The sequence below is a fragment of the Brevibacillus brevis genome (assembly GCF_001039275.2).
GTDB classification, from domain to species: Bacteria; Bacillota; Bacilli; order Brevibacillales; family Brevibacillaceae; genus Brevibacillus; species Brevibacillus brevis_C.
In genome coordinates this window covers 2,889,657-2,915,802 of sequence record NZ_CP030117.1, presented here as the reverse complement: position 1 = coordinate 2,915,802, position 26,146 = coordinate 2,889,657, and the positions used below count along the sequence as shown (strand labels likewise).

Annotated in this window: 24 protein-coding genes and 1 pseudogene; 5 read left to right on the top strand and 20 right to left on the bottom strand. The window is 46.6% G+C overall.

All coding sequences use genetic code 11. The features are described from left to right. Positions 1–23 precede the first annotated feature (23 nt). The 11 genes and pseudogenes from AB432_RS14660 to AB432_RS14605 all read right to left on the bottom strand — a co-directional run bounded on the left by AB432_RS14660 (position 24) and on the right by AB432_RS14605 (position 12,397). Complete coding sequence (locus AB432_RS14660) at positions 24–1,205, bottom strand: lipid-transfer protein (protein WP_048032899.1); 1,182 nt, start codon at positions 1,203–1,205, stop codon at positions 24–26. 171 nt (positions 1,206–1,376) lie between these two features. Continuing rightward, entirely contained in the window at positions 1,377–2,555 is a 1,179-nt protein-coding gene (locus AB432_RS14655) for a CaiB/BaiF CoA transferase family protein (protein WP_048032898.1), read from the bottom strand. Then, entirely contained in the window at positions 2,552–2,968 is a 417-nt protein-coding gene (locus AB432_RS14650; RefSeq protein WP_048032897.1) for a PaaI family thioesterase, read from the bottom strand. Before AB432_RS14650 ends, AB432_RS14655 begins: the two co-directional genes overlap by 4 nt. Positions 2,969–3,203: 235 nt before the next feature. Beyond that, the gene (locus tag AB432_RS14645; protein WP_048032896.1) at positions 3,204–5,108 is read right to left on the bottom strand and encodes an alkyl/aryl-sulfatase; all 1,905 of its coding nucleotides are present in this window, start codon (positions 5,106–5,108) and stop codon (positions 3,204–3,206) included. Between the two features lie 60 nt (positions 5,109–5,168). Beyond that, entirely contained in the window at positions 5,169–5,615 is a 447-nt protein-coding gene (locus tag AB432_RS14640; protein WP_053079575.1) for a zinc-binding dehydrogenase, read from the bottom strand. 58 nt (positions 5,616–5,673) lie between these two features. Beyond that, complete coding sequence (locus tag AB432_RS14635) at positions 5,674–5,976, bottom strand: aldehyde dehydrogenase family protein (protein WP_048032895.1); 303 nt, start codon at positions 5,974–5,976, stop codon at positions 5,674–5,676. Between the two features lie 141 nt (positions 5,977–6,117). After that, positions 6,118–7,086 carry an electron transfer flavoprotein subunit alpha/FixB family protein gene (locus AB432_RS14630; protein ID WP_048032894.1) on the bottom strand — a complete coding sequence of 323 codons (969 nt, stop codon included), beginning with the start codon at positions 7,084–7,086 and terminating at the stop codon, positions 6,118–6,120. Between the two features lie 21 nt (positions 7,087–7,107). Next, positions 7,108–7,875, bottom strand: a complete 768-nt coding sequence (locus tag AB432_RS14625; protein ID WP_048032893.1) for an electron transfer flavoprotein subunit beta/FixA family protein — start codon at positions 7,873–7,875, stop codon at positions 7,108–7,110. 33 nt (positions 7,876–7,908) lie between these two features. Continuing rightward, a pseudogene (locus tag AB432_RS14620) lies at positions 7,909–8,574 on the bottom strand (SDR family NAD(P)-dependent oxidoreductase). Positions 8,575–8,795: 221 nt separating this feature from the next. After that, the gene (locus tag AB432_RS14610; protein ID WP_048032892.1) at positions 8,796–10,046 is read right to left on the bottom strand and encodes an MFS transporter; all 1,251 of its coding nucleotides are present in this window, start codon (positions 10,044–10,046) and stop codon (positions 8,796–8,798) included. A gap of 284 nt (positions 10,047–10,330) precedes the next feature. After that, on the bottom strand, positions 10,331–12,397 hold the full coding sequence (locus AB432_RS14605) for a sigma-54-dependent Fis family transcriptional regulator (protein ID WP_048035817.1): 2,067 nt from the start codon (positions 12,395–12,397) through the stop codon (positions 10,331–10,333). A 211-nt stretch (positions 12,398–12,608) separates the two neighbouring features. On the opposite strand from AB432_RS14605, the gene AB432_RS14600 reads away from it, so the two are divergent. The 3 genes from AB432_RS14600 to AB432_RS14590 all read left to right on the top strand — a co-directional run bounded on the left by AB432_RS14600 (position 12,609) and on the right by AB432_RS14590 (position 15,788). Continuing rightward, complete coding sequence (locus AB432_RS14600) at positions 12,609–13,805, top strand: MFS transporter (RefSeq protein ID WP_048032891.1); 1,197 nt, start codon at positions 12,609–12,611, stop codon at positions 13,803–13,805. Next, positions 13,798–15,189, top strand: coding sequence for a M14 family zinc carboxypeptidase (locus AB432_RS14595; protein ID WP_053079573.1), 1,392 nt, complete (start codon positions 13,798–13,800; stop codon positions 15,187–15,189). The genes AB432_RS14600 and AB432_RS14595 overlap by 8 nt, the downstream gene beginning before the upstream one ends. Before the next feature lie 134 nt (positions 15,190–15,323). Beyond that, complete coding sequence (locus AB432_RS14590; RefSeq protein WP_235617693.1) at positions 15,324–15,788, top strand: GbsR/MarR family transcriptional regulator; 465 nt, start codon at positions 15,324–15,326, stop codon at positions 15,786–15,788. Positions 15,789–15,879: 91 nt separating this feature from the next. Here the strand turns inward: AB432_RS14590 and AB432_RS14585 are convergent, their stop codons facing one another. Next, positions 15,880–16,374, bottom strand: coding sequence for a YdhK family protein (locus AB432_RS14585; RefSeq protein ID WP_048035814.1), 495 nt, complete (start codon positions 16,372–16,374; stop codon positions 15,880–15,882). An 80-nt stretch (positions 16,375–16,454) separates the two neighbouring features. Continuing rightward, complete coding sequence (locus AB432_RS14580; RefSeq protein ID WP_048032890.1) at positions 16,455–16,934, bottom strand: MarR family winged helix-turn-helix transcriptional regulator; 480 nt, start codon at positions 16,932–16,934, stop codon at positions 16,455–16,457. A 210-nt stretch (positions 16,935–17,144) separates the two neighbouring features. Between AB432_RS14580 and AB432_RS14575 the strand changes: the two genes are divergently transcribed. Further along, the gene (locus tag AB432_RS14575; RefSeq protein ID WP_048032889.1) at positions 17,145–18,533 is read left to right on the top strand and encodes an MFS transporter; all 1,389 of its coding nucleotides are present in this window, start codon (positions 17,145–17,147) and stop codon (positions 18,531–18,533) included. A 64-nt stretch (positions 18,534–18,597) separates the two neighbouring features. Here the strand turns inward: AB432_RS14575 and AB432_RS14570 are convergent, their stop codons facing one another. After that, positions 18,598–19,581: a serine hydrolase domain-containing protein gene (locus AB432_RS14570; RefSeq protein ID WP_235617692.1), complete on the bottom strand. Its 984-nt coding sequence runs from the start codon at positions 19,579–19,581 to the stop codon at positions 18,598–18,600. 30 nt (positions 19,582–19,611) lie between these two features. After that, positions 19,612–19,956 (bottom strand): winged helix-turn-helix transcriptional regulator, encoded by a 345-nt coding sequence (locus tag AB432_RS14565; protein WP_007721669.1) that lies wholly within the window; start codon positions 19,954–19,956, stop codon positions 19,612–19,614. 244 nt (positions 19,957–20,200) lie between these two features. On the opposite strand from AB432_RS14565, the gene AB432_RS14560 reads away from it, so the two are divergent. Further along, positions 20,201–20,794, top strand: coding sequence for an NAD(P)H oxidoreductase (locus AB432_RS14560; RefSeq protein WP_048032888.1), 594 nt, complete (start codon positions 20,201–20,203; stop codon positions 20,792–20,794). Positions 20,795–20,827: 33 nt separating this feature from the next. On the opposite strand, the gene AB432_RS14555 is transcribed toward AB432_RS14560, so the two are convergent. The 5 genes from AB432_RS14555 to pdhA form a co-directional block, all read right to left on the bottom strand. Beyond that, complete coding sequence (locus AB432_RS14555) at positions 20,828–21,178, bottom strand: VOC family protein (RefSeq protein ID WP_048032887.1); 351 nt, start codon at positions 21,176–21,178, stop codon at positions 20,828–20,830. Between the two features lie 131 nt (positions 21,179–21,309). Continuing rightward, positions 21,310–22,755, bottom strand: a complete 1,446-nt coding sequence (gene lpdA, locus AB432_RS14550; protein ID WP_048032886.1) for a dihydrolipoyl dehydrogenase — start codon at positions 22,753–22,755, stop codon at positions 21,310–21,312. After that, positions 22,756–24,057, bottom strand: a complete 1,302-nt coding sequence (locus AB432_RS14545; RefSeq protein WP_048032885.1) for a dihydrolipoamide acetyltransferase family protein — start codon at positions 24,055–24,057, stop codon at positions 22,756–22,758. A 17-nt stretch (positions 24,058–24,074) separates the two neighbouring features. Next, positions 24,075–25,058 carry an alpha-ketoacid dehydrogenase subunit beta gene (locus AB432_RS14540; protein ID WP_048032884.1) on the bottom strand — a complete coding sequence of 328 codons (984 nt, stop codon included), beginning with the start codon at positions 25,056–25,058 and terminating at the stop codon, positions 24,075–24,077. Beyond that, positions 25,055–26,122, bottom strand: a complete 1,068-nt coding sequence (pdhA, locus tag AB432_RS14535; RefSeq protein ID WP_048035812.1) for a pyruvate dehydrogenase (acetyl-transferring) E1 component subunit alpha — start codon at positions 26,120–26,122, stop codon at positions 25,055–25,057. Before pdhA ends, AB432_RS14540 begins: the two co-directional genes overlap by 4 nt. Positions 26,123–26,146 lie beyond the last annotated feature (24 nt).

Here is a 26,146-nt window from a genome sequence, read left to right as displayed (position 1 = left end):
ATAATCCCTCCAAGTACGATTGATTAGCCGATACGATACATCGTAACGACACACGCCCCGCCAAGGCCCAGGTTATGCTGGAGAGCGACACGCGCACCCTCGACCTGCCGCTTGTCCGCCTGGCCACGCAACTGCCAAACTAGCTCGGTGCATTGTGCCAGACCAGTTGCTCCCAATGGATGACCTTTTGACATTAAACCGCCTGATGGATTGACAACGTAGGTTCCACCGTATGTGTTATGTCCATCGCGGATGAACTTTTCGGCCCCGCCTTCTTCACACAGTCCCAAGCCTTCGTAGGTAATAACCTCATTGGGAGTAAAGCAGTCGTGGAGCTCTACTACGTTGACCTCATCGGGACCGATCCCGGCCATTTCATAGACTTGATCTGCTGCCCGGCGGGTCATATCAGCTCCAACTAGATTGAGGAGAGACTCATGTGTCACATCGGTGTCTGTTGTGAGCGCCTGCCCCACAATTTCTACAGCATTGGTAATCCCGTGCTTGATCGCGAAGGCCTCACTGCACACAATCGCTGCCGCAGCTCCGCAGGTTGGGGGGCAAGCCATCAGCCGTGTCAAATTCGGCATTAAGACTGGAGCGTTCAATACCTCTTCCACCGTCAGCGGCTTATGAAAAAGCGAATAAGGATTCTGAATGGCATGACTTCTCGTTTTCACAGATACTTTGGCAAAAATATCTGGGTTGGCTCCGTACTTTTCAAGGTATTCCTTTCCTGCTGCTCCAAAAAACTTAATCGCGTTCGAAGTGGAATCCGGCACGTCTGGCCACAGCTCTTTCAAGCGATTTTGTGCCCACCCTAACGGAGGAGTCCGATCTGTCCAGACACTTGCCAATGCGCCTGGTTTCATTTCTTCAAAACCAACTGCCAATGCGCAATCTACCATACCCGATTCGACTGCTTGCCTCGCCAAAAATAGCGCAGTAGAACCGGAAGAGCAGTTATTATTGACGTTAATGATCGGAATCCCTGTCATCCCGACCGTATACAAAGCTCGTTGACCACATGTACTGTCTCCATATACGTAGCTCGCATAAGCTTGTTGGATGTCAGAATAGTGAATACCCGCATCTTCTATTGCACCTTTGACTGCTTTGGATGCCATCACTTCATACGGTTCATGCGAGCCAGGCTTTGTAAACGGTACCATATATACTCCGATGACTTTTGTTTTTCGACTCATGCTTCTTCCCCCTTTGGACGATCACTGAACTTTTCACATCTATTAGGTAAAGCAAAAGTCGTGCCAACACGTTTTATCGCCAATGATCGACTCTCTCAAAGTCTCCTTGTACATTGTGTATGTGTTGAATACAAAAGCAATGATGAACTGTATAAAATCCATACACCTCTCCTATACAAATACCTCTTTTTCCTTAAGCACTGAAATTTGTTCGTCGGTATACCCCAGAGTTTTCAGTAGCAGAATAGAATGCTCACCGAGTTTGCTTCCGATATGCTTATATTCTGGCTGGGCTGCGGAAAATTTGATTGGAAAACCAAATTGTCTCTGTGTTGTTCCGTCCGGTTTCGGTACATCCACAATCATCTCACGCGCCTTCAATTGCGGATGCTCGCACGCTTCTGCAAAAGTGAGTACCGGTTCAACACACGCTTCCATCTCCTGAAAAATAGCTGTCCATTCAGCGAAGGTTTTCGCTCGAAACGCGTTACGAACATAATCTTTGAAAGCTTGGACATCATCTGGAGATTCGCTGAAAGACAATGGCAACAGATCCTGGCCTCCTATTGCCTCGCACAACAGCTTGCGGAATTGGGGTTCGATACTTCCTACAGAAAAATACCGCCCATCTTTTGTTTCATAGTAGTCGTAAAAGTTCCCACCGTTTAACCGCATTGCCTCTGCCTGAGGCTCCACTCCGCACGCAAGATAACCAGCACCATGGATCGTATTGAGTACGAATGCAGCATCCGTCATGCTGACATCAATGTATTGACCTTCACCCGTCCGCTCGCGATGCAGTAAAGCTGCCAGCATCCCGATCACGGAATGAAGCGAACCACCCGCAATATCAGCGATATGAAAACCATGCGGAGACGGAGGCGATCCTTTGCGCCGGGAGTAATCATTGATTCCTGCAATGGACAAGTAGTTGTTGTCATGCCCAGGTCGATTTTGGTACGGTCCATTTTGACCATATCCGGTGATGGAACAGTAGATTAGTCGTGGGTTAATCGCTCGCAGCGTCTCAAATCCAAGACCGAGTCGCTCCATGACCCCTGGACGGAACTGCTCAAGGACAATGTCGTATTCTTTCACGAGCTCTTTCACGATTTCTACGGCCTCTTGCTTTTTCAGATCCAGTGCGATAGAAGATTTCGAGCGATTCAAATAGCCATGGGCTGCCGTTACTCCCCCATCTACTTGCTTGCCTTGTCTGATACTGTCAGGTCGGGTGAACGATTCCACGCGAAGAACTTCTGCTCCCAGATCTGCCAGCATAGTCGTGGCAAAAGGCCCCGGCAGTAAAGTCGAGAAATCTAGCACTTTATAGCCTCGTAACAAGCTCATTCTTTCACCTCATTCAGATTGTTTGGTAACTGTTTAAAGGTAGCGCTGGCTATCGCCAGAAGTTTGCCTGTACCGTTTCGTACTTCTCCCTCGCCTGTTGCAAGACTTTTGCCTATATGGCGGATTTTTGCTGTTCCGACGATGAGATCACCCTCTTTGGCAGAGGCCAAATAATGAATGTTTAAATTGACCGTGACCAAGCGATGCCCCGTATGCGTGCGGATTGTCAAACCAATCACGTGGTCGAGCAAGCTCGCTACGACACCTCCGTGCAACAAATTTCCGGCATTCAACAATTCAGGCGTAATGGGCAGCTCAACTACCATATGACCTTTTTCCATACGCCTAAGTTGCATGCCAATATGTTGCTCGAATCCTGCTTCTATCCTTTTTGGGCGTTCTGTAATGGACATACTCTCACCTCGCTTTGCTGTTTACTAAGACAACATCTGTATTGGTTTATATAGATATGCAAATGCCATGCCAAAGAAGCTTCGTACATATTTGAATGAAATGCACGCGATGTAAGTTCTATGCGCAAGTAAATCGTACATATCTACAACAGTTGTATGAAATCTATACAAAATGACACTCGAAAACCAAAACAAAAAACCCTTGATGGCTCAAGGGTCAACTCACGGGCTCCTATTAAGGTGTCACAATAGCGGGAAATGGATCAAAGTCATCCAATAATGCTAAAAACCCTTTGATATGAGTCGCGTCACCGGATACTTCTATTTTTCCCGTTGCCATAGCTTGATCGAGTGGTAGACGACCAAGCATCAATGCAAAGAAGTTCATTCGATCCGTAACTATCGTAACATCTGGATGAGTGTCATGCTTATTTCCTTTGTTCACGAGAACGGAATTTTCCAGATACATCACAAACGATTGGTCTGAATCTGAGATCGTTACATTCATCGTGAGCTTTTTGCCATCTGCTTTTGGGCCGTTAAGTTTCACGGCTAACAGGGTTAAGAAATCGGAAATGGGCATGTAGGTAATGATTCCCGATACATCAACTGAAGAGTTGTCCTTATTGACCCCATTGCGCAGCTCTTCGGCCCCAACCAAATACATGTTTCGCCAGTTCGCGGATTCGGCTTGATACCCCAATTGTTCAAACGCATTGGCCAGCAAATTCTTCGCTTCTGTATGAGTGGGATCAGCCATGACCACATGCTTGAGTACTTGCGCCACCCAGCGATACTCTCCTTTTTCAAAATCAGCTTTTGCCTGCTGCAAAATGTTACTTGCCCCACCCATGTACTGAACATATTTCTCGGCAGCTTCCACCTGTGGCAGCGGGTCCAAATCAGAAGGATGCGCACTGTAGTAGCCGAGATAAAAATTGTAGATTCCTTTTACGTTATGCTTAAGCGTTCCATAGTACCCTCGATTTCCCCAGTATTTATCTAAGGTGTCGGGAAGCTTGATTGTTTCTGCTATTTCCTCCATTGTATATCCGTGATTGGCTAAACGCACCGTTTGATCGTGCATGTATTTATACAGATCACGCTGCATTTTCAGATGCGCAATGGCGTTTTCTTTGCCCCATACTGACCAAGCATGGATCATTAACAGGGCATCAATTTCTTCTGCCTCAAACAAGTCAATCGTCTTATCCAGGGTGTTTGCCCATAGCAAAGCATCTCGCGTTTTTGCTCCTCTAACGGTGTAGATTTGATGCATGGTTTTATTGGCATTTTCCGAGACAAACAATGCTTTGTAATCGCGGATATAGAAATGCATTTCAGCAGGTGCTTCTGTATTTGGCGTTAATAAAAATTCGAAGGTGATTCCGTCTATTTCCATGGTCTGTGTCTCGTTTACGATATCAACCGTAGGCAGTGCAAAGCTGAACTTACCCGAATTGGTTACAGGGCCAATCCCTACAGAAATTGTTCCAGTAGTGCTGACGGGTAGATTTTTACCAAATTGATACCCAGCACGACGAGCCATAATCGTACCAAGCAGCACATTTTCGCTCAGTGCTTCTTTTGTAAAATGCTGTGGTGCGATAATCGGGATGTCGGGATTCTTCGCATACTGAAGTGCTGCTTCGGTACCAGCAAAATGATCTCCGTGACTTTGGCTGATAATAATGGCGGTAACCGGTTTTTTTGGACGATGCTGATAATATAACTCCATGGCGGCTTGCATAGATTCTACCCCTGCTAACGTATCAACAACAATAACTCCCTCTTTACCTTCGATGAAAAACGTCGTGACGATAGATTGTCCACGAATTTGATAAACGCCCTCTAGTACTTTGAACAACCCTGTAATCGCATGCAACTGAGAATTTCTCCACAAGCTAGGATTTACGGTATCGGGTGCTGGCTGATCAAGGAACCCGAGTTTTTCGATGTCCCAAACGACCTTTCCAGCCTCATTTTTTATGACTTTTGCTTCGATGGGAGCGAGGTAGCCTCTATTTGCATCCTCGAAATCTTGTTTGTCTTCAAAATGGAGAGAGGCATAAACGGCCTCCTGTGCTTTTTTAGTAAAAGGCGTCGCCGGCAATGACTGATTAATTTTCGAATCTGCCATTTCTATACCCCCAAAGGTTTATTTTTTTGAATATTCATCGGATATTTTGTCCATGGGCCCCTATTTGTATACATTTGGAAAAACACCAAGGCCATCGCTACGGCAAGAGCGATGGTCCGTAAAGCACGGCAGTTCATCCAAGAACTTGTTAATCACCGTAACTCCTACACCCGCATACGTATTCATTTCTTCAAAAGATGCATGGTTCTCTTCCAAGGAGATTGTTTTCGTGACCAGTTTCCCAGGGGCAAGACGCCCGCTTTTCACTAAACGAAGCATCGTTGAAAATTCAGGCAAAGGCATGCCGATCGACCCGATAATCTGCGCTTCTTGCCGGAGCAAAAAGTTAATAGGGACGGGAGTAAGACCGCCGTTCGGATTCGAGCTCATGCCAATCTGGACATGTCTTCCCCGTTTTGTGAGACTCAAGAGCGCATTTAAAAACGTTTCTTGGATACCAAGCGCTTCAATGGAGACGTTCGTACCGCCTTTTGTTATTTCGCGCACCGCTTCTGGGCGTTTACTTGCTTGCTGTTTACGACAGCCACTGCTCCCAGCTCTTTCGCTACTGCCAATGCCCCACGCTTTGCGTATCGACTTCGACAGGCTGCATCCATTGTTCCAAGTTGGCGATAAACCGATCAATCTCCTGAATAACGCCGAGTACTTCTGTTGTCACGGCTTCAAAAGAGGGCTTCTCCAAATCTTGCTGGAGCGCTTGTAAAATAGCTGGCGTATGCGTACGAATGGCTGTTTTTAGTTTCTGTAATTTTTGGATACGTTCTGCGGCACTTGTTCCTTTGGCAACATGCTGCTGTTTCTTTTGCAATTCGAATACTTGCTGAATTTGCTCCGTAACATCAACCATCAAGAATGCCCTCCGATCATTCGTTGTGAGGAAAGGATGTCTAGATAATCATTCTATACAAAAGCAAGGATCATACCAAAAGAAAATCATTGTTTATTGTAGATAAATCGTCATTTGTTTGAGGGGAGTTGTTTGAAATCATTACGATACGAGCACTTTCTTCAATTCTTCCGTCAACAGTGGAACGACTTCAAACAAGTCTCCCACGATTCCGTAGTCGGCAATTTGAAAGATTGGGGCTTCCGGGTCTTTGTTAATGGCCACGATTATCTTTGAATTTGACATCCCCGCCAAGTGTTGAATAGCACCTGAGATGCCACACGCAATATACAGATCGGGTGTTACTACTTTTCCTGTTTGTCCGATTTGCAAGGAGTAATCGCAGTAATCGGCATCACAAGCTCCCCGGGAGGCTCCCACTGCTCCACCAAGTGCTTGAGCCAATTCTTGCAGTGGTTGAAAGCCTTCCGCGCTTTTCACACCACGCCCACCCGCGACGATGATCTTGGCCTCGCTGAGATCGATACCACTTGCTGTTTTTCGCACGACTTCCTTGATGATGGTACGAAGATCAGTGATTTCTGGCTGAAATTCTACGAGTGTAGTTTGCACCGCCGTCTCTATGATTTCAAAATTATTGGGGCGCAGGGTTGCGAACACCATTCCTTCTTGGAAGTTCTTTTTCTGAAACGCTTTCCCCGCATAGATCGGACGAACAAACGTGATTTGCTCTCCGTTTGTCTCTACAGCCGTACAATCTGAAATGAGTCCCGCTCCGCATTTGGCTGCCACTCTTGGAGAGATATCTTTTCCCAATGAGGTATGACCAACCAAGACGGCGTCTGGTTGCACTTCGTGAATGAGTTGCATAAATGCTTGGCTATACGCCTCAGAAGTACCCGTAGATAGCGCTTCGTTTTTCGTTATATACAAGGTAGTGGCTCCGTATTTGCTGATATCCTGCACATACGCCTCCGCATTCGGCGAGAACAGCGCCGCGATGACTTCTCCTCCTGCCGCGACCTGATTCGCGACAGTTAGCACCTCGAGAGATACATTTCGTAATTTTCCGTCCTTTACTTCGGTAAACACCAGAACCTTTTTGCTCATGATGAATCCTCTCCTTTTTCTTTATATGACCTTCGCTTCTGTGCGCAGCAGCTGTGCCAATTCGGTTACCTGTTCCTTGATTTCTCCGTTCATTAGGCGACCTGCTTGCTTCTTGGCTGGTAAATACTGCTCGACAATCGTTGTGCGGGCCTTTCTCTCATCAATGGCGAGAGCCAAATCTTCCGGAGTCAAGCGCTCCATTGGCTTTTTCTTCGCTTTCATAATGCCTGGCAAAGACGGATAGCGCGGCTCATTTAACCCTTGCTGAGCTGTCGCCAAGAATGGAAGACTTACTACGATGACCTCCATATCGCCTTCTACGTCTCTTTCGACCGTAGCTCTGTCGCCATCGATTGTAAGCTTCGTAATCGTGGATATATGTGGGATACCCAGGGCCTCTGCAACCCGAATCGCAACCTGTCCTCCCCCCGTATCTACTGACATATTGCCCCCAAGAATCAAATCAAATGACTGATCCTTGATGGCTGCTGTGATCAAGCGAGCAATCGTATATTCATCAGCTTCGGTTTCACCTGGATCGACGAGTATCGCTTTATCCGCTCCCATCGCAATTGCGGTTCGAAGTGCGCCCTCCGCACGTTCTGGGCCAACGGTGATCACGGTGACCTCTGCTCCGTTTTCTTCCTTGAGCTTGACTGCTTCCTCGACAGCATACTCGTCATAAGGATTCACGATAAACTCGATGCCTTCTTCATTGATCTGCCCGTTCTGAATCACGATTTTTTCTTCGGTATCAAAGGTTTGTTTTAACAAGACTAAAATGTTCATCTATGTTCTCCTCCTGGCTTCGTTTCTTTTCGTTTACTTCGGCTGCATTCGCAGTGCACCATCTAAACGGATGACTTCCCCGTTTAACATCGGGTTTTCGATAATGCTTTGAACGAGATGGGCTAATTCATTCGGCTGTCCTAAACGCTGCGGGAATGGCACCATGGCGCTTAGCGCTTGCTTGAGATGCTCGGGAGCTCTGCCTAGCATGGGCGTCTAAAAAGACCTGGTGCGATTGTTACGACACGAATGACATACGAGGATAGATCCCTTGCAATCGGCAGCGTCATCCCAACGACTCCTCCCTTCGAAGCACTCCTATTTGTCCTTCAAAGGCAGAAGCAGAAGCTGTATTGACGATTACACCTCTTTCCCCTTGCTCGGTCGGTTCGTTTTCGCTCATTTTCTCAGCCGCTAACCGAATGACATTAAAGGTTCCGATCAAGTTGACATGAATAATTTTGGTAAACAGAACGAGATCGAATGGGCCGTTTTTGCCATACGTTTTCTGGGACCCGCCGATACCTGCGCAGTTAACAACCGCCATTGTCTTGCCGAATTTTTCCACACCTTGGTCTCATGCTGACCTGAAATTGGCTTCTTCGACGACGTTTGTTTTACGTAGAGAACCTGTCCGCCCAGCGCTTCAGCGAAAGTGATGCGCAACTCTTCTTTGACCGCAGCACGTAATGCGTTCATCGGTGGATTGTTGATAGTGACAATCGCGATTCTCTCTCGTTTTTCAACCTTTACCAGACTCATTGCTGTCTCTCCTTACATCTCGATTTTGTAAAAGAGAAATAGCAAATGTCATGCCAACGCAAACAAGTAGTTTCATAGGAAAAAATCAATACGAAAGCTGTCGGATTGTTTGATTTTCAAACAGGCATTCCAACCAAACCATCTTTTTTTCAGACATCTTATACGGTCTCTACATGAGGTGGAACTTCTTTGGACGGTTGATCCGGTCTGACAAACAACAAAAAGAGAATCCCCGTTACGATGAAAAGCCCCACAATGACGTACAGTGAGTAATGAAATCCGAGCACAAGGTTATTACCTGCTGCTTGCACTAAGATCCCTGTTATAACCGGAGCAACGATGGAGGCCATATTAGTAATGAACGAAAAAATGCTCGTCATGAAACCAGCGCGTTCAGGCATGAGCTTAATCAATATTTGCGGACCTACAGCAGCATTACTGTAACTCGATGTTTTGGCTAGACACAAAGCAAGATAAACCCAGATAAAAGACTCAAAAGCAGGCATCATAGCTAGAAAAAGGCCACCGATGAGCGTGACGATCCCTGGTACCAGAACCCGCGATTTGAAATAGCTATTGGTTTTCTTATAAATGCGATCTGAAATGGATGAGAGCAGCAATACCATGACGGTGGCTGCAATACCGCTTCCAGCGACTGCATAAGCCATGTTCATTGGCTCTAGTTGCAGTACCTTTGTCATATACAGTGGCAGCCAAACGAGTAACCAAGTGGAGAGCCACAGCGCAGAGAACGCTAAAGCGAGGGTCAGAAAACAAGCGGGATTACGCAATACGGGAGCTATATCAGCCCATCTCAACTTTTTCACATGGGATGGAGCCGTTTGATTACTTGGATGATTCTTGTTTTTTCGATCCACAAACAACCAGACGAAAACCAAAACCAGACTGACGACACCTAAAAGTGCAAACGTCAACCGCCAGCCATACTTTTCTATCAGGGCAACAAGAATCGGCGCTGAAATAATTCCGCCGACACTGGCACCAGAGACGATGACAGCAAACGCTATTCCTCGTCTTTCGGGAGGAAACCATTTGGCAGCGTGACTCATCGCTACCGGAGTAAACGGCCCCTCAAACGCTCCCAGCATTAACCGATACAAGATCAGCATCGGCAATGTCATAATGGCGTAGGAACCAAACTGCAGAACTGTCCAGGCAAGCAATAGAACCACGATCATTTTCGAAGTCCCGATACGATCTGACCATGTCCCTCCTAATAAAGCTGAGATGGCAAACAACCAATAAAAACTGCTTCCGACCATTCCCCATTGGGCACTATTCAAGCCAAGCTCCTTCATCAACGGATCAGCTGCATATCCAATGATCGCCTTATCCGCATAGTTGATGACATAAGCAAAAAACAAGAGTGTTAGGACAATCCAGCGCATGTAATTACTCCCCTTCCATTCTTTAGCTGTTATTGAAAACGGGGAAAATAGCAAGATGAGTTGGTAGGGTTTCCTCCTTTCGGGTACAACCCTTAATTAGACGCAATATTCAGAAATAGCAAATGTCATGCCAACCACACATGATTCTTTACTTTCTCTTCCTTTCCTTTTGGCTGGATGTTGTTATGTATAGTGATGAAACACACCTTACAGACAGATGTAGATAATACAGACAAGTTGGCATAAAAAAATGACTTCCGTCCCATCCAGAAGTCATCCACGCTTTACTCTTGTACCGTTAATTGGTATTTTTTCAGACGATCATATAGCACGGATCTGCTTACTCCCAGTAATTTGGCAGCCTTGGATTTGTTGCCGCCCGATTGCTCCAACGCTTGTTGTACGGCCGCTCTTTCTGCCTTTTCCATAAGGGAGCTCTCTGAATCAAATGAGAATGCGGTGAATTCATTTTTTCCATGACCCAACATGTATTCGGGCAAATCTGCCAGCTCGATTTTTCCGTGTTCACTGAACAGCATCGCGCGCTCCATGACATTTCGAAGTTCACGTACGTTGCCCGGCCAATCGTAATCGATCATGGCTTTTTCGGCAAGCGGGTCAATTCCCGTAATGCTTGTCCCGTTCAAGCGATTTAATTCTTCCATGAAGAAAGGAATAAACACCAAAATATCTTTTTTCCTTTTCGCCAGTGGCGGGATTTCAAAAGAGATGACGTTTAATCGATAGAACAAGTCGTTTCGGAATTCCCCATTTCTGACCATTTCCTCCAGGGAACGATGCGTTGCTGCTATAATGCGTACATCGACTTGGATGCGCTCTGTTCCACCCACCCGATAAAATTCCTTTTCTTGGAGGACACGAAGCATTTTCGCCTGCAGTTGCAGCGACATATCTCCTACTTCATCTAGAAACAGAGTTCCCCCATTTGCCAAATCAAACTTCCCTTTTTTACCTTTTTGCTTGGCACCCGAGAAGGCTCCTTCTTCATATCCAAAAAATTCTGATTCCAATAAATGCTCTGGGATCGCGGCGCAATTGACCGTTACAAAAGGGCCATTACTGCGCCAGCTCATGCTGTGGATCGCATGGGCGAACAGCTCTTTTCCGGTTCCACTTTCGCCTCTGATCAGAACAGTCGAATTTCCTTTGGCTGACTTCATGGCGCTACGTATAATTTTCTCCATCTGGGGGTCTTGTGTGAGAATCTGCTCAAATGAGAAGCGGGAGGTCTCGTGCTGCACTTGTGGGGTTTGCTTCTCTTCTTTTTCACTCTTTTCCAGTCTACGTACAACTTCTTTCATTTCGTGCAGGCCACGGAAGGAGATTTTTCCGATAACCCCGATGATTTCGTCGTCTTGCATAATGGGGACGCGATGCACGGTATATCGAATGCCTTTTACCTGCATCATCTCGCTATATTCCGGTAGACCTGATTTCATGACGCGGTCGAGTCCCAATTGAGGGAGGACGTCATGGATTGGCTTGTATAAAATCTGCGATTCTTCAAACTCAAAAAGTTCAAGTAAGGATGGACTCACGAAGTTAACTTCTTTCCATTCATTGATCATGATAAGACCTTCGTACGCATTATCGATGACCGTCTGCAAAATACTCTTCCATTTGACTACGCTCTGTAACTCCTGGGCCATTTTTTCCACTTGTGATACATCTTGAAACAAAAGGATACACCCTTTTTTCCCAAAGCGAGAAATACGGGTAACGGCATGACTATTCCCTAGTTGTAGCCGATAATGATCGGAAGGCTCCATGGACTCTAATTGAATACCTGAAATGAGCGAAGTTACCTCACGCTGGAGCAGTTCTACTTGTGTCAGCCCTGTCATTTTGCAAATTTTCTGATTTGCGAAGGTGATCCGTTCAGAATCATCTGTGATGATCGCGCCGAGCTCTGATCGTACCAGAATTTCTTCTAGTTGATCCTTCAAAGAACTTGTAGCTCGAAACAATGTGAAAATGATGTCCGTTTTGGTAAGCATTCCGGTCACTTGGTGGTCATCATTCAAAATGACGATGTTCCCTACTTCTGCTCTTTGAATGATTTCCTGGATGTCGCTGACCGAACTGTCAATGTGAGTCCAAATGACGTCTTTTTTAATGAGTGGATGAATGACGCTCGTCAATGGTTGTCCATCCAGAATGGCTTGATTGAGGCTGCTTCTGGTCAGTACTCCATGCAATTTTTGATACTCATCGGTAACAGGAATCGTATCCCATTTAGTCCGCTGTACGAATTGAATAGCGTCAGACAAGGTATGTTCGGGGGAGAGACACTCATGTACGGGAGTAATGATATCCCTTAGCTGGGGCATTTCCTTCAACTCCATACATTTATTTTGGGCTGTTTTCATTTCTATCACATCTTTTATAGTGGAAACAAATCCCTTTTCCTATTGTAACATGGTTTCCCTGTTGGCTTAGGAGTTTTTTCAAGTGGCACTCATTTCAGTAATTTCAGTATTGACTAAAATAACTGAAAATACTTAATATAATACTCATAACATCTTTTAGGAAGTGATGCACATGAAAAAAGCAACTTCGATCAGTGCTGTGCTCTTGTTTGTCACTATACTCGTAGGGGTACTTGGCTCGTACAGCATCATTATTGCACTACCACTTATTGGAGAGGAATTTCAGCTGAATCCAGTGGAGCAAGGTGCAATCGTCAGTGTTTATTTTTTAGGCTTCGCGATATTTACCATTCCAGGAGGGATCATTGCTGATAAACGAGGATCGAAGCAAATTATTGTAATCAACTTGGTACTGTGGGCAATATTGACTACGCTTACAGGGGCGGTCACAAGTTTTGCAGCCTTACTCGTTGTCCGTTTTTTGTTGGGGTTTATCGATGCCCCCCTAATGCCTGCTATGTTAAAAGCGATTGCCGAACGAACACCTGCAAACATCCGTACGACCACAGTATCCATCGTTTCATCAGCCGAACCAATTGGGACTGGACTTGCCCCTTTTCTAGTAGCACCATTGATTGCGATACTGGGATGGCAGGAAGCTACTTTTGTTACAGCATTAATCGGACTGCTCTTGGCCCCCATTCTCTGGATATTCCTTCCCCGTCCTTTCGTGAATGAATCACCATCATGCTCAGTATCATCAGAGTCGAACCCCATCCCTTTTTTGTCTCTTTTCCGTAACGGGCATTTGTGGAAACTAACAAGTATGCTCTGCGGAATTCAAATCGTGATGGTTGGATGCTTAACATGGGTACCTACCTACTTAACCACGGAAAAACATCTCGCTATTACCCAATCAGGCTTATACGCATCGCTTCCTCTTCTCATTTCCATGCTTGGCTATTTGGCAGGAGGTTGGTTGTTTGACCGTTATTTTCATCAAAAGTTTCGATCGATGGTCATTCCGTCCCTTCTGTTCTCAACGATTCTCTTTACGCTTATGATCCTATCTGACAATGTCAACCAGTTTCTGTTGTTTGAGTCGATCTCTTTGTTTTTTCTGTCCCTTACCACTCAACCCATTATTGGACTTACCATGCGTATCATTCCCTCAGATGCTTTGGGCACTGCTAGTGGAATTCTGTTAACCGGAGGAAAACTGGCAAGTATTTTTACACCAATCGCGATGGGCGCATTCATTCAGGCGTTCTCCTTTCAAGCCGGTTTTTCCTTGTTGCTAATAGGTGCGGGAATTGCACTTGTTTCATCCTTTCTTACCCATATCAAAAGGAGTGAGGAGCTTGACTGATTTCATTCAAAGACTGCTGCAAGAAATGCCTGATTTTTCACATTTTCTAACCATTGAGGATTTGGACACCTCTTCCCGTGAATTAGCAGCCGCCTATCCAGATCTTGTGACCCTCAGTACCATCGGTCACTCAACAGAAGGTCACCCAATCCTCATGCTGCGAATTGGAAATGGACAACATCGCGCGCTGTTTGTCGGTTGTCCGCATCCAAATGAGCCGATTGGAGCTCTATCGCTAGAGTATCTCAGCAAAAAGCTATGTGAGGATACTGCCCTATTAGAGCAAATGGATTATACCTTTTATATCATCAAAGAAATCGATGTAGATGGTTGCCGACTGAATGAAGGTTGGTACGGCGGCCCATTTTCTCCAGATCGTTACATCCGCAGCTACTATCGTCCCAGTATGCTCGAACAAGTTGAATGGACATTCCCGTATGCGTATAAAACGTTCAGCTTCAGCGAACCCATTCCTGAAACCGTAGCATTTATGCGGGCGATTGATGAAGCCAAGCCCCATTTCCTCAACAGCTTGCACAGCTCCGATCAAACTGGAACGTTTTATTATGTATCGACCCCTCTTCCCGACGCATTGTGCCAACAGATCATAAAGCTGACCCAGGATCATCAATTACCGCTGATGATCGGCGAACCGGAGGCACCATTCATGCCCCCTATCCAAGCCGGTTTTTATCAGTTGCCTGAGCTGTCTGCTATGTACGATTACTACCAAAGTATCCTGCCTACTGGAGAAGACCCTGCGAAAGCAATCCTCATGGGTGGCTCATCCCGCGATTATGCTGGGGCACGTTACCGTACTTTTTGCCTTGTTTCGGAAATATCGTTGTTTACGGACCCAAGGATGGGAGATAAATCTGAAACCACTCATAGCTACAAGGATGCTACGCTAGAAATAGCCAAACAAGAAGGTGAACAGATTGCTTTTTTATCCAAACAGTACCAAAGCGCACTTGCATTCATAACGGTACCAACCAGATTTCAGCGATCTGTAGAGGATTTTCTGATCGGTATGGAGGAAATTCGATCCCATCATTTACAATCAGCTGAAAGTGAGGCATCTTTAGCACGCTTCGCAACAGTAGCGGAAATGTTTGACCTGAAATTACGCACTTTATGGAGTTCTCTATGCTGCTGCAGCATGCTGATTCGCATGCTGGACGCCCAGCCCGACAACATCACCCTTTCAGAGATTCGAGCAGATTCAGAAAAATGGCTGGATCAAGGCTTACAGGAGCTGCTCTCCTTTTTTAACTGGTCGATGCGTCCGCTGCGCGAATTGTGCGGTGTCCAGCTAGGTTCTGCCTTGATGATAATGGAATATCTTCGTCAAACCCATGAAAGTACTGCCACGCCACTAAAATAAAGAATGACGTGAGCGCCTGTCAGCAGAGCAGGCGCATTTTCTTTTGGTATTTTCTGAAGAAAGCGATGACTAATGGTAGTATAATAGACTAAAGCATGGAAATCGGGCAAAACGAGGAAAAAGGAGTCATAAAGTTGGATAAATTAACGGCAGAAACGATGCAATTGATTGAAGAAATGGCTCTCCATCACGAAAATCAAGGATTATCCAGAATTGCTGGCCGGATTATTGGACTGTTGATGGTCTCTCAGGAACCCCTTTCATCTGAGCAGATTGCCACTACATTACAAGTCAGTCTAGGAAGCGTGTCTACCAATATGCGCATGCTTTTGAAAATTGGATTCGCGGAAAAAAAGAGTGTGACAGGCGACCGTGTGAGCTATTACATCATGGCACCAGACGCAATTGAGGAAGAGCTTATACAGGGTTTAGAGCGAATCCTATCATTAAAGAATGTCATAGAAAAAGGAATGCAAATGGAAAGTTTGAAGCAAAGTGAGCTAGTTATACAACGATTCCATGAGACGCTGGAAGCAATTGACCTATACAGAGAATCTCTCAACCAAATGCTCGCTGAGTGGAAGTCTCGTCGCATGTAACCTCTCACAGCTCGATCAATGGAAAAGCAGAAAGGCAGCTTTGGCACTGAAAAAGCCACGGCTGCCTTTTTTCATATAAGGATGGCATCGATCATTTGACTGGTGATAGCTCATCTTCCGTTACCCATTTGTAGTTCTTAACTTCTCCTCCCCCTGTCGTGGGAGTGTAATCGATCATATAGACCGTGGTTGTATTTGCCGTATCAAGCTTTGCTGATGCATCGAGCATCCCTTTCACATGATCGGCCTTCAAGACGACTTCCGTTCCCGGATCATACGGTTGCTTGATATGGTTCTTGATTTCTTCTTGAATGATCCATTTATAACCCTTCACAGGGGGCTCACCCGTTGTAGGCGTATAGGTCACTGAATAGGCCGTTGTGTCGTAAGCCCCCACAATTTTTGCTTTCGCCCCTTGCATTCCCGGTTGGTGACTTGCTTTCAGGATGACTTCACTCCCTACTGTATACGTAGGTTTCGGTACAACCTCTACTTGCTCCAGCACATCCGGTGCAGCAGGACCGCCACATGCACTTAACCCCATCGCGGTAATCAGCATGAGCGATAACAGTTTCCATTTTTTCATTCTAAACACCCCGAATTCTTTGTTGTCTGTCAAAGGTATTATGGGTACACAAGACCTTCCTTATCCACTAACATCCAGCTTTACTTGAATGCATCCTTGGACGGAATTGACAAATCCTTGTTTTCAATCAACTGTAAAAGCAGAGCGTAGAATTGCTTCCGCTGCTCACTTGGCAAATCCTCGAGTATACTTTCGGCAATATCCGCTTGCAGGGCCAAAACTTGATCAATGCTGGATTGGGCTAATTCCGTGAGCTGGATCAAGGTAGCACGGCGATCAGTCGGATCAGGGCTCCGCACCAACAGCTTGTCACGCTCCAAGGCATCAATAAAATCCGTGACCGTGCGCGGCTTTACACCTAATTTTGCGGCGAGCTCGTTCATGCGAATTTTTCCGGCTTCTGAAACGATAGAAAGCAAACGTAGCCTTGGCCCAGAGATATGGTAGGGAATATCAAGCGCAGCCAATTTGGTCTCGAATTCTCGCTGAATAGAATAGGTGGCTCGAATCAGAATGTGAATAATATCAATCGCTGGTGGACTGATTTGATTGGTAAGCATGGTAGACCTCCTTGACAATTGTGCGAAAAACGAATACCCTCATTTACAGAGGTTACTCACTATTTTATAGTTTTTTAGTGAGGTAGCTCACTATGAGGTTCACGCACTAATTTCGTCGGTATTCTCATTATTGTAGCGAATCTTACGCTATATGCAACATTGTGCGACCTGAATGCCTTTGAGAACTACCCTGGAAATGGAGGAATACACATGAACCACTCCGATTTTGCCATGGAGAATAGCAACAAGCTCCTTCGAGTCCTTGTCGTCACCTTGATTTTTTCGGTCATGAATGGAACGATGTTTAATGTTGCTTTACCGGAAATTGCACAGGAATTCCATCTGATGCCATCGCAGGTCAGTTGGATTATGACAGGGTACATGGTCGTCTATGCCATCGGCTCGGTTGTTTTTGGCAAGCTCGCTGACCAATATAGGCTCAAGGACCTTCTGACATACGGTCTCCTCATTTTCGCTGTCGGCTCTATTGCAGGGATGCTCGCCACGGAATATTGGATGATCATTCTTGGACGCATCCTGCAAGCCTCTGGTGCATCTGTTCTGCCAGCGACCGCCATGATTATTCCGATTCGCTATTTCGCCCCTGAACAACGAGGACGAGCTCTCGGTACTTCTGCTGTCGGACTTGCCTTGGGAAATGCGTTTGGTCCGGTGGTGGCGGGACTAATGGCTAGCTTTGGAAGCTGGCGCATGCTGTTTCTTATTTCTTTGCTGCCGCTCCTTACTCTCCCGTTCTTCCGCAAATATTTGGACGATGAAAAGGGAGCCCCTGGGTCGATTGACTTTCTCGGAGGAGGACTATTGGCTTCAACGGTTGCCTTGTTTCTTCTGTCGATTACCGAGAGCAGCGGACTGTTATTCGCAGGAGGTATTGTGCTGCTGGCCATGTTCATCGTGCGGATTCGGACTGCCGAACATCCCTTTCTTCAACCCGCATTATTCCGCAATCGAAACTTTTCAGTAGGCTTGTTCATCGCTTTTATTTCGACAGCCTTGAGCTTTAGCGTCATGTTCATGACCCCGCAATTTTTGAGCGCACTCAATCAGTTGTCTGCCGGGAGCATTGGATTTGTACTTTTCCCTGCCGCAATTGCCTCTGCACTCATGGGTCGCAAAGGCGGTCTGCTCGCAGATGAACGCGGGAACTTCTTTGTTGTCTCGCTTGCTGCTTTCTTTATGCTCATATGCTTCAGCCTGCTCTCGACCTTCGTCGGCATCTCGCCAATCGCCATTGCTGTCATTCTTATTTTGGGCAATGTCGGTCAAACCTTCATGCAAATTGCCTTGTCCAATACACTTTCGAGAACTCTCGTGAAAGAACAGACAGGCGTCGGCATGGGACTATTCTCGATGCTCAACTTCATCTCAGGTGCCGTTGCTATGAGCCTGATTGGAAAAGCACTGGACAACCAAACGGCAGCGATGAAGATCAATCCGCTGGTAACAAACCCGGCAGCATCTGTGTACAGCAACATCTTCCTCCTGCTAGCCATTCTCATCATGGGAGTCTGGATGCTGTATCGCCTGCAATTCCATGCCAGTAAAACTCTTGTCCATACAGACGAAACGTCCATGTAAAATGTTTCTGTAAATAGGAAAACCAGTTCGAAGGACCTGCTCGTGTCCTGAACTGGTTTTCGTTCTATTTCGCTGCAAGTATGTACTGTCTGAATAAAGCAAGCGGCCGCAATGAATGGTCGTACAGCTCACTGCTGAATACAACAACCATTTTTCTTGAAGGAACAATCAGTATGTACTGCCCCCCAAAGCCAAGGGCAAAATAATAGTAGTTGTCCTCTGTCCAATCCTTGCTTGGATCGATTCTGTCGCTCCACCAATGCAAGCCGTAAGACCCAATCCTCTCATATGTCCGAAATTTTGGCTGAATCGATTCTTGAACCCACGCTGCTGAAACGATTTGCTTTTCTTGCCATTGACCGCCTTGCAGATAGAGTAACCCTAGCTTTGCCATATCACGCGAAGTAAGTCGTAATCCGTCAGCTCCGTTATGAATCCCCTGTCTGTCAGAATACCAATACGAATCTTCGATGTTCAGAGGTTGAAAGAGATGCTTTTTAGCAAACTCATATGTGCTCATTCCTGTTGCCTTTTGCAGGATGGCAGACAATAAATGTGAACAACCAGAATTGTAATTCATCTTCTCTCCCGGTTGTTCCAGCAGTGGCCGATCCAGCACAAATCGCACCCAATCGGGGCTGTAGAGCATCATGGGAAATGATTGCCACTCACCGAACTCTGGCCAATCAAAGCCGGGTGTCATCGTGAGCAAATGAAACAAGGTAATGGAACGTTTAACGGGATCGACAGACTTTTGCTCTAAATAGGGAAAGTAGGAAGTGATAGGTGTATCTAAACCAGCGATCAGTCCTTGCTCCAATGCAATCCCGATAAGCGCCGAGATAAAGCTTTTGGTGCAAGAATTGATCTTTTGAAGTTTTTGCGCTTGCTTCTTGTTTTTATGATATTCGTAAGCCAGATACCCCTCTTGAATGATAAGGCAACTGACGACTTTTTCTTTTCTGATCTTTCTGTCAAGTTCCATGAAAAGCTCTGTATCTAAACGCATCTTTGCAGGGTCTGCAAGTGGAAACAAAGGTGAATGCACGTGATTGTTCCTCCTTCGACCGATCAGTATTTAAGACTCTTTCCCCGGTATTTCCCCCCGTAGGTAACGCTCGCCCCATTCACACATGAGATCCATAATTGGTTTGAGCGTTTCACCCAATTCACTCAATTCATACTCGACCTTTGGCGGTACTTGGCTGTACACAGTCCTGATGACAATTCCGTCCTCTTCTAGCTCGCGAAGCTGCTGTGTCAGGATTTTTTGACTAATATCCGGCATTTGTTTTTTCAATTCACTCGTTCTTTTTGGGCCGTAGTATAACTGACATAAAATCAAGGTTTTCCATTTACCGCCTAAAACATCTAGCGTTGCTTCAGAAGGAATCTGGTATGTATGTTTGAGCTTTGGTCTCATCGATTGGCTGTCCTCCCTCATTGCTTATGATTTTTTCAGGAACCTTTTTGTTCCTATGTTACTTTTTGGTATCAAAAGCACAAAAAAGTGCGTACTTTTCACATTCCATTATATGGTGCATGATTCGGATATACCAGCACCATAGAAGATGGGCGCCCATCTGACAGTCCATGGAGTTTTGCTATCAACCCCATCAAAAAGATTTTGGTGTACAAATTAATACAGAAATAGAGGGTGTATGAAAATGAGAGTACTGACAGTTGTTACCCATCCACGAACCAATTCCTTGACCTTTGCCGTTGCAGAACGTTTCGTTCAGGGCCTAAAAGATGCAGGACATGAGGTGGAAGTTTTAGATTTACATCGCAGTGGTTTTCACCCTGTTTTATGGGAGGAAGATGAGCCAGATTGGAACAATGGCGATAAGAAATATTCCGAAGAGGTCGAGATTGAAATGGAGCGCATGAAAAAGCACGACGCGCTAGCCTTTATTTTTCCGATCTGGTGGTTCAGCATGCCTGCCATGCTAAAAGGATATATCGATCGCGTCTGGAACAATGGGTTTGCTTATGGTTCACGTAAACTACATCATAAGCATGCATTGTGGATCGGTCTCGCAGCAGCTCCTGAGGATCATTTTCAAAAAAGAAGTTATGACCAAATGATGGCACATCACCTCAATGTCGGAATCTCCAGTTACGTCGGAATAGACGATTCGAGGGTTGAGATCCTTTATGACACCTTGGCGCAAAATCCTGCGCATATCGAGCAGTTGTTGGATCGTGCTTATCAATTGGGATTCCATTATGGAAAAAAAGAGAGCCCCCTTTTCTTGTGAGAAAAAGAAGGCTGTCGACTATGTGTATACGCGTTATGCAAGTACCTCAACTGTAAATCCACCAGGAGCTTTCACATAGAAGGTCCAACCATGCGATCTTACTGGCGCTGCTACTTTGAAACCATCTTCTTTTAAGCGTTGATTGATTTCATTTACTTTCTCTTCGCTCTCCTGGATGAAGCCGATATGAAATGTCTTGGGATATTGGACTTCGGCCCCCTTCATCAAGGTAAACACCAGGCCATTATCGTCAAATAGGACGCCAAAATTATCGCCACGGGCATCATCCGACGTATCTAACTTTTTCAAACCAAAATATTTCTCCAAGAAATCCGAAGCAGCTGGAACATCCGTAACGGTAAGATTGACGTGATTCAATTTCATAATGACCACACATCCTTTGCACGAGATTAATTCAAGCGTAGCACATTCATGCAAGTGCTAATCTTGACAGGCTCCGAGGCTGATCATTGTCAAGACTATCCGTCACTAGACTTTAAGGTTTCACGATAAACCTATTTGCTCACAGCTACTTTTGATTTGTTTACGACATGAATGGCATGGCCTAATACCGCTTCGGCAGCTTCCAGCCATACCTCGCTTAATGTGGGATGGGGATGCATGGTTAACGCCACATCTTCTACACGTGCAGCAAGCTCAAGTGCCAATACACCTTCCCCGATCAGGTTTGATGCATCAGCACCTACAACGTGCATTCCCAACAATAAATGGCTTTCTTGATCCACAATCACTTCTGCAAAGCCTTCTCCTTCATCCATGGCGAGTGCTCTGCCATTCGCCCGATAAGGGAACACCGCTGCCTTGACTTTGTGCCCTTGAAGCTCTGCCTCTTCGCGTGTCATCCCCACGCCAGCTATTTGCGGCTCAGTAAAAATCACATAAGGTACATACGGGGAATCTACGCTGCTAGGTAGCCCTGCGATCACCTCGGCTGCCACAATCCCTTGCTTCGTTGCACGATGGGCTAACGCAGGGCCAGGTGTGACATCGCCGATGGCATAAATATGCGACTTGTTTGTACTGCCAGTCGATGTCACGGGAATATAGCCGCGCTCGTCCATTTCTACTCCCACCTGCGCAAGTCCGAGTTCACCTGTGTTAGGCACTCGCCCTATAGTGACGAGCGTTTTGTGTACGGTGATACTTTCGGAACCGTTCTTTTCCGAAGTACATACGAGTGTAACGCTTCCGTTTGCTACCTCAGCCTGCTCTACTTTTGTCGCGATCTTTACCGTCATCCCGAGCTGTTTCGCCTGCTTAAGCACTTCCTGAGAAAGATGGGCGGCTGTTTGCGGCAAAATGTGCTCGGTTGCCTCAATGATAGTCACCTGCGATCCAAGCTTGGCGAACGCCATCCCGAGCTCCATACCAATATAGCCACCGCCGATTATGGCCAGTGTTTCCGGTACTTCATCCAGTGCCAGCATATCGGTAGAATCCAGAATGTATTCTCCATCTGTTTTCAAAAACGATGGAATGTATGGACGTGATCCTGTCGCGATAATCGCTTGTTTAAATTTGTACGTTTCAAAATCATTACCCGTCTCTACACCAATCCGATCACTCGAGAGAAATGTCGCTTTCCCCTTCACGACTGTAACATTATTGGCCTGACAGAGATAATCGACGCCTTTGTTCAGTTGATCAACGACAGAAGACTTCCACGTTTGCCAGCTCGGCATATGGAAGGTCGCTTTCCCCGTCGGCAGTTGGATTCCAAGCTTATTCAGACTACTTAGCTTGTGGTATTCGCCTGCTGTATGAATCAAAGCTTTCGACGGGATGCATCCGCGATTCAAGCAGACCCCACCCAGCACTTCCTTTTCAATCAGAACGACCGATTTCTCCAGTTGTCCGAGACGAATAGCGGCTGCATAACCTCCTGGCCCACCACCGATGACAACCACATCTGTTTCGACTGCTACTTCGCCGACTACCATCTATACCATCTCCGCAAACAATAGATTCGGATCTTCCAGCAGCTCCTTGATCCGGTTGGTAAAACGTACCGCCGTCACGCCATCGATCAGGCGATGATCAAACGAAAGTGACAGGTTCATCATCCAGCGAATGACCCCTTCATCCTCACGCACGACCCAGCGCTTCTCCATTTTGTGCAGACTGATAATCGCCACTTCGGGGTGATTAATGATTGGCGTTGCTTGCAGTCCCCCGATTGGACCTACATTGCTGATCGTGAAGGTGCCACCTGTTATGTGCTCCATGGTCAGTTTGCCTTCGCGAGCCAAGCGTGCCAGTTGATCGATTTCTTCTGCGAGTTGAAAAATCGATTTGTGGTCTGCATCCTTGATGACTGGTACGATCAAGCCCTCAGGCGTATCGGTTGCAATGCCGATATGGTAAAAGCGCTTGAGCAGGATTTCATTCGTACGTTCGTCAATCGATGCGTTCAGTGTCGGGAATTCCTTCAGTGCAATGACCAGCGCTTTGATAAAGAACGGCAGGAAGGTCAGCTTGATATTCCGTTTATCCGCATGTGGCTTTATCTTTTCGCGCAAAGCACGCAGCTGATCCATCTCCAGCTCATCAACAGAAGTAACATGCGGGATGATTGTGACTGATTTCACCATATGCTCGGCAATCTTTTTTCGGATGCCTTTTAGCGGTAGCCGTTCGATATCTCCCTGCGATGAGGTGGCTGCACGAGTAGCGGTACCTGTTTTCGGCTGAACAACTGGTTCAGTCCCAATCGGCACTGTACTTTCCTCCAACTGACGCTCATTGCCAGTAGCCGACGTCGGAAACTTAGCTGGTGCTGATTTTTGCAGTCGATTGGCGAATTGGCGCAAATCTTCTTCCGTCACACGCCCTGCTGCTCCTGTACCCGTAACCAACTCGATATCCAGCTTCATCTCCCGTGCCAACTGCCGAACGTATGGCGTAGCCAATGAGCGGCGGTGATCAGCACGAGCTGGTGCAAAATTGACTGTCTTATCCGGGTTTACGACCTTTTCTGGAAGCTTTGTCTCTTCCGCCTTTGCTTCCGTACCTGCATCTATAACGAGAAGGGTAGTTCCAACCTCTACTGTTTCCCCTTCCGATATGAAAATTTCACGTATGATGCCAGTCACTGGCGCGGACAACTCGGCATTCACCTTGTCTGTCTGCACCTCCAGCAGCGGCTGATCCTGTTGCACGGATTCACCCGTGCGAACCAGCACTTTTACGATTTCTCCTTCATGCATACCTTCTCCAACATCAGGAAGCTTGAACTCAACCATATGACTCGCTCCTTCTCTTAAAACGTAGCCGTTTCCATAATTCCGTCCTTCACGCGTTCAGTCGTTGGCAAGTAGTCATCCTCAATGCTGAATTGCGGGACCGGCACGTCAAATCCGGTAATCCGTTTCACGGGAGCCTTCATGTAGATCAATGCTTCATCATTAATTATGGAGATGATCTCTGCACCCAACCCAGCAGTCTTATGCGCTTCGTGTACGACAACTGCACGTCCAGTCTTTTTGACCGAGGCGATGATCGTATCCCGATCCAATGGATAGAGCGTGCGCAGATCAATGATTTCACAGCTCAAGCCGTTTTCGCGCTCGATCTGTTTCGCAGCATCCTCTGCGACACGAAGCATCGCTCCCCAAGCAAAAATGGATACATCCGAGCCTTCCTGGACGACCTTCGCTTTTCCGATCGGCACACGATACATTTCTTCCGGTACTTCTTGTTTAAATGCGCGATAGAGCTTGGTCGGCTCCAAAAAAATAACCGGATCAGGATCTTCCATTGCTGCAATCAACAAGCCTTTTGCATCATACGGTGTACTTGGTGCCACAACCTTTAAGCCCGGCACATGGGCAAAAAACGTTTCGACACTCTCCGAATGCAGCTCAGGACCGCGAATCCCCGCCCCGTACGGCGTGCGTATGACCATCGGTACATGATACTGTCCGCGAGTCCGATAGCGCATGCGCGCAGCATGAGAAACAATTTGCTCAAAGCCCGGATAAATAAAGGCAAGGAATTGAATTTCGACCACAGGAATTTTCCCGTTCATGGCAAGGCCGATCGCCGCCCCGATGATTCCTGCCTCAGCAAGCGGCGTGTCCACTACACGGTCCGGACCGTACTTGTGAATCAAATCTTCAGTCGCCCGGAACACGCCACCATTCACGCCAATATCCTCGCCAAGCAGCATGATGCGTGAATCATCTGCCAATTTTTGATCCGTGGCTTCCGTAATGGCTTGAATCATTGTCAGTTTGCGTTTCATGCCGGGATTCCCTCCTGCTTCGATGGCTTGACGAGCTCGCTCTCCTGTTCGGTTGCCATCCACGATGGTTCAGCGTAGACGTGCTTGAACATGTCTTCCGGTTTGGACTTCGGATAGCTCTCTGCTTCGACAAGAGCTGCGTCGATCTGTTCATTCACCCGTGCTATCAGATCTGCTTCCTTCGTTTCGTTCCACAACCCTTGATTCTCCAGATACACACGCACTCGTTGGAGTGGGTCGCGCTCTTGACGCCATTCCTCGGACAAGCTCTCTTGATCCCGGTATTTCTTCGGATCATCTGCGGTTGTATGTGCACCATAGCGGAATGTCACCGCTTCAATCAACGTCGGTCCCTTACCTTCTAACGCACGTTGCATGGCTTCTTTCATGGTCAGCCAAACAGCGAAGATATCATTGCCGTCTATCCGAATCCCAGGGATGTCATAAGCGGCCGAACGCTGTGCAATTGTTTTCGATGCAGACTGCTGGGAAAACGGAACACTGATCGCGAAGCCGTTATTTTGACAGAAGAAGATGGTCGGTGTTTGAAACACGCCTGCAAAGTTCAATGCCTCATGAAAGTCGCCTTCTGAGCTTGCTCCGTCACCAAAGTAGGCGATGCTGACATGCTTTTCGCTTTGCAGCTTGCTCGCCCAAGCAGTCCCTACCGCATGAACCATTTGAGTCGCGATCGGTACACATGGCGGCATGATGTGCAAATGTTTCGGGCTGATACTCCCTTCCATGTGACCCATCCAATAGAGGAACACTCGTGCCATGGTTTGACCATGGACGATCGCTGCCGCATGGTCTCGATAAGTTGGGAAAAGCCAATCTCCAGGTGTCAATGCCATCGCGCTGCCGACTTGCGAAGCTTCCTGCCCTTCAAAGGGAGCATACGTGCCCATTCTTCCTTGTCGTTGCAGGTTAATCGACTTGCGGTCAAACTGGCGAACAAGCACCATATTTTCATACATCTTGATCATCGTCGCCTCGTCTAATTGCCCCTTGAGATCACCTACCAGCTCACCCGTTGGACTCAATACCTGATATAATGAAGACATGGAATCATCCCTCTCTTTTTCGAT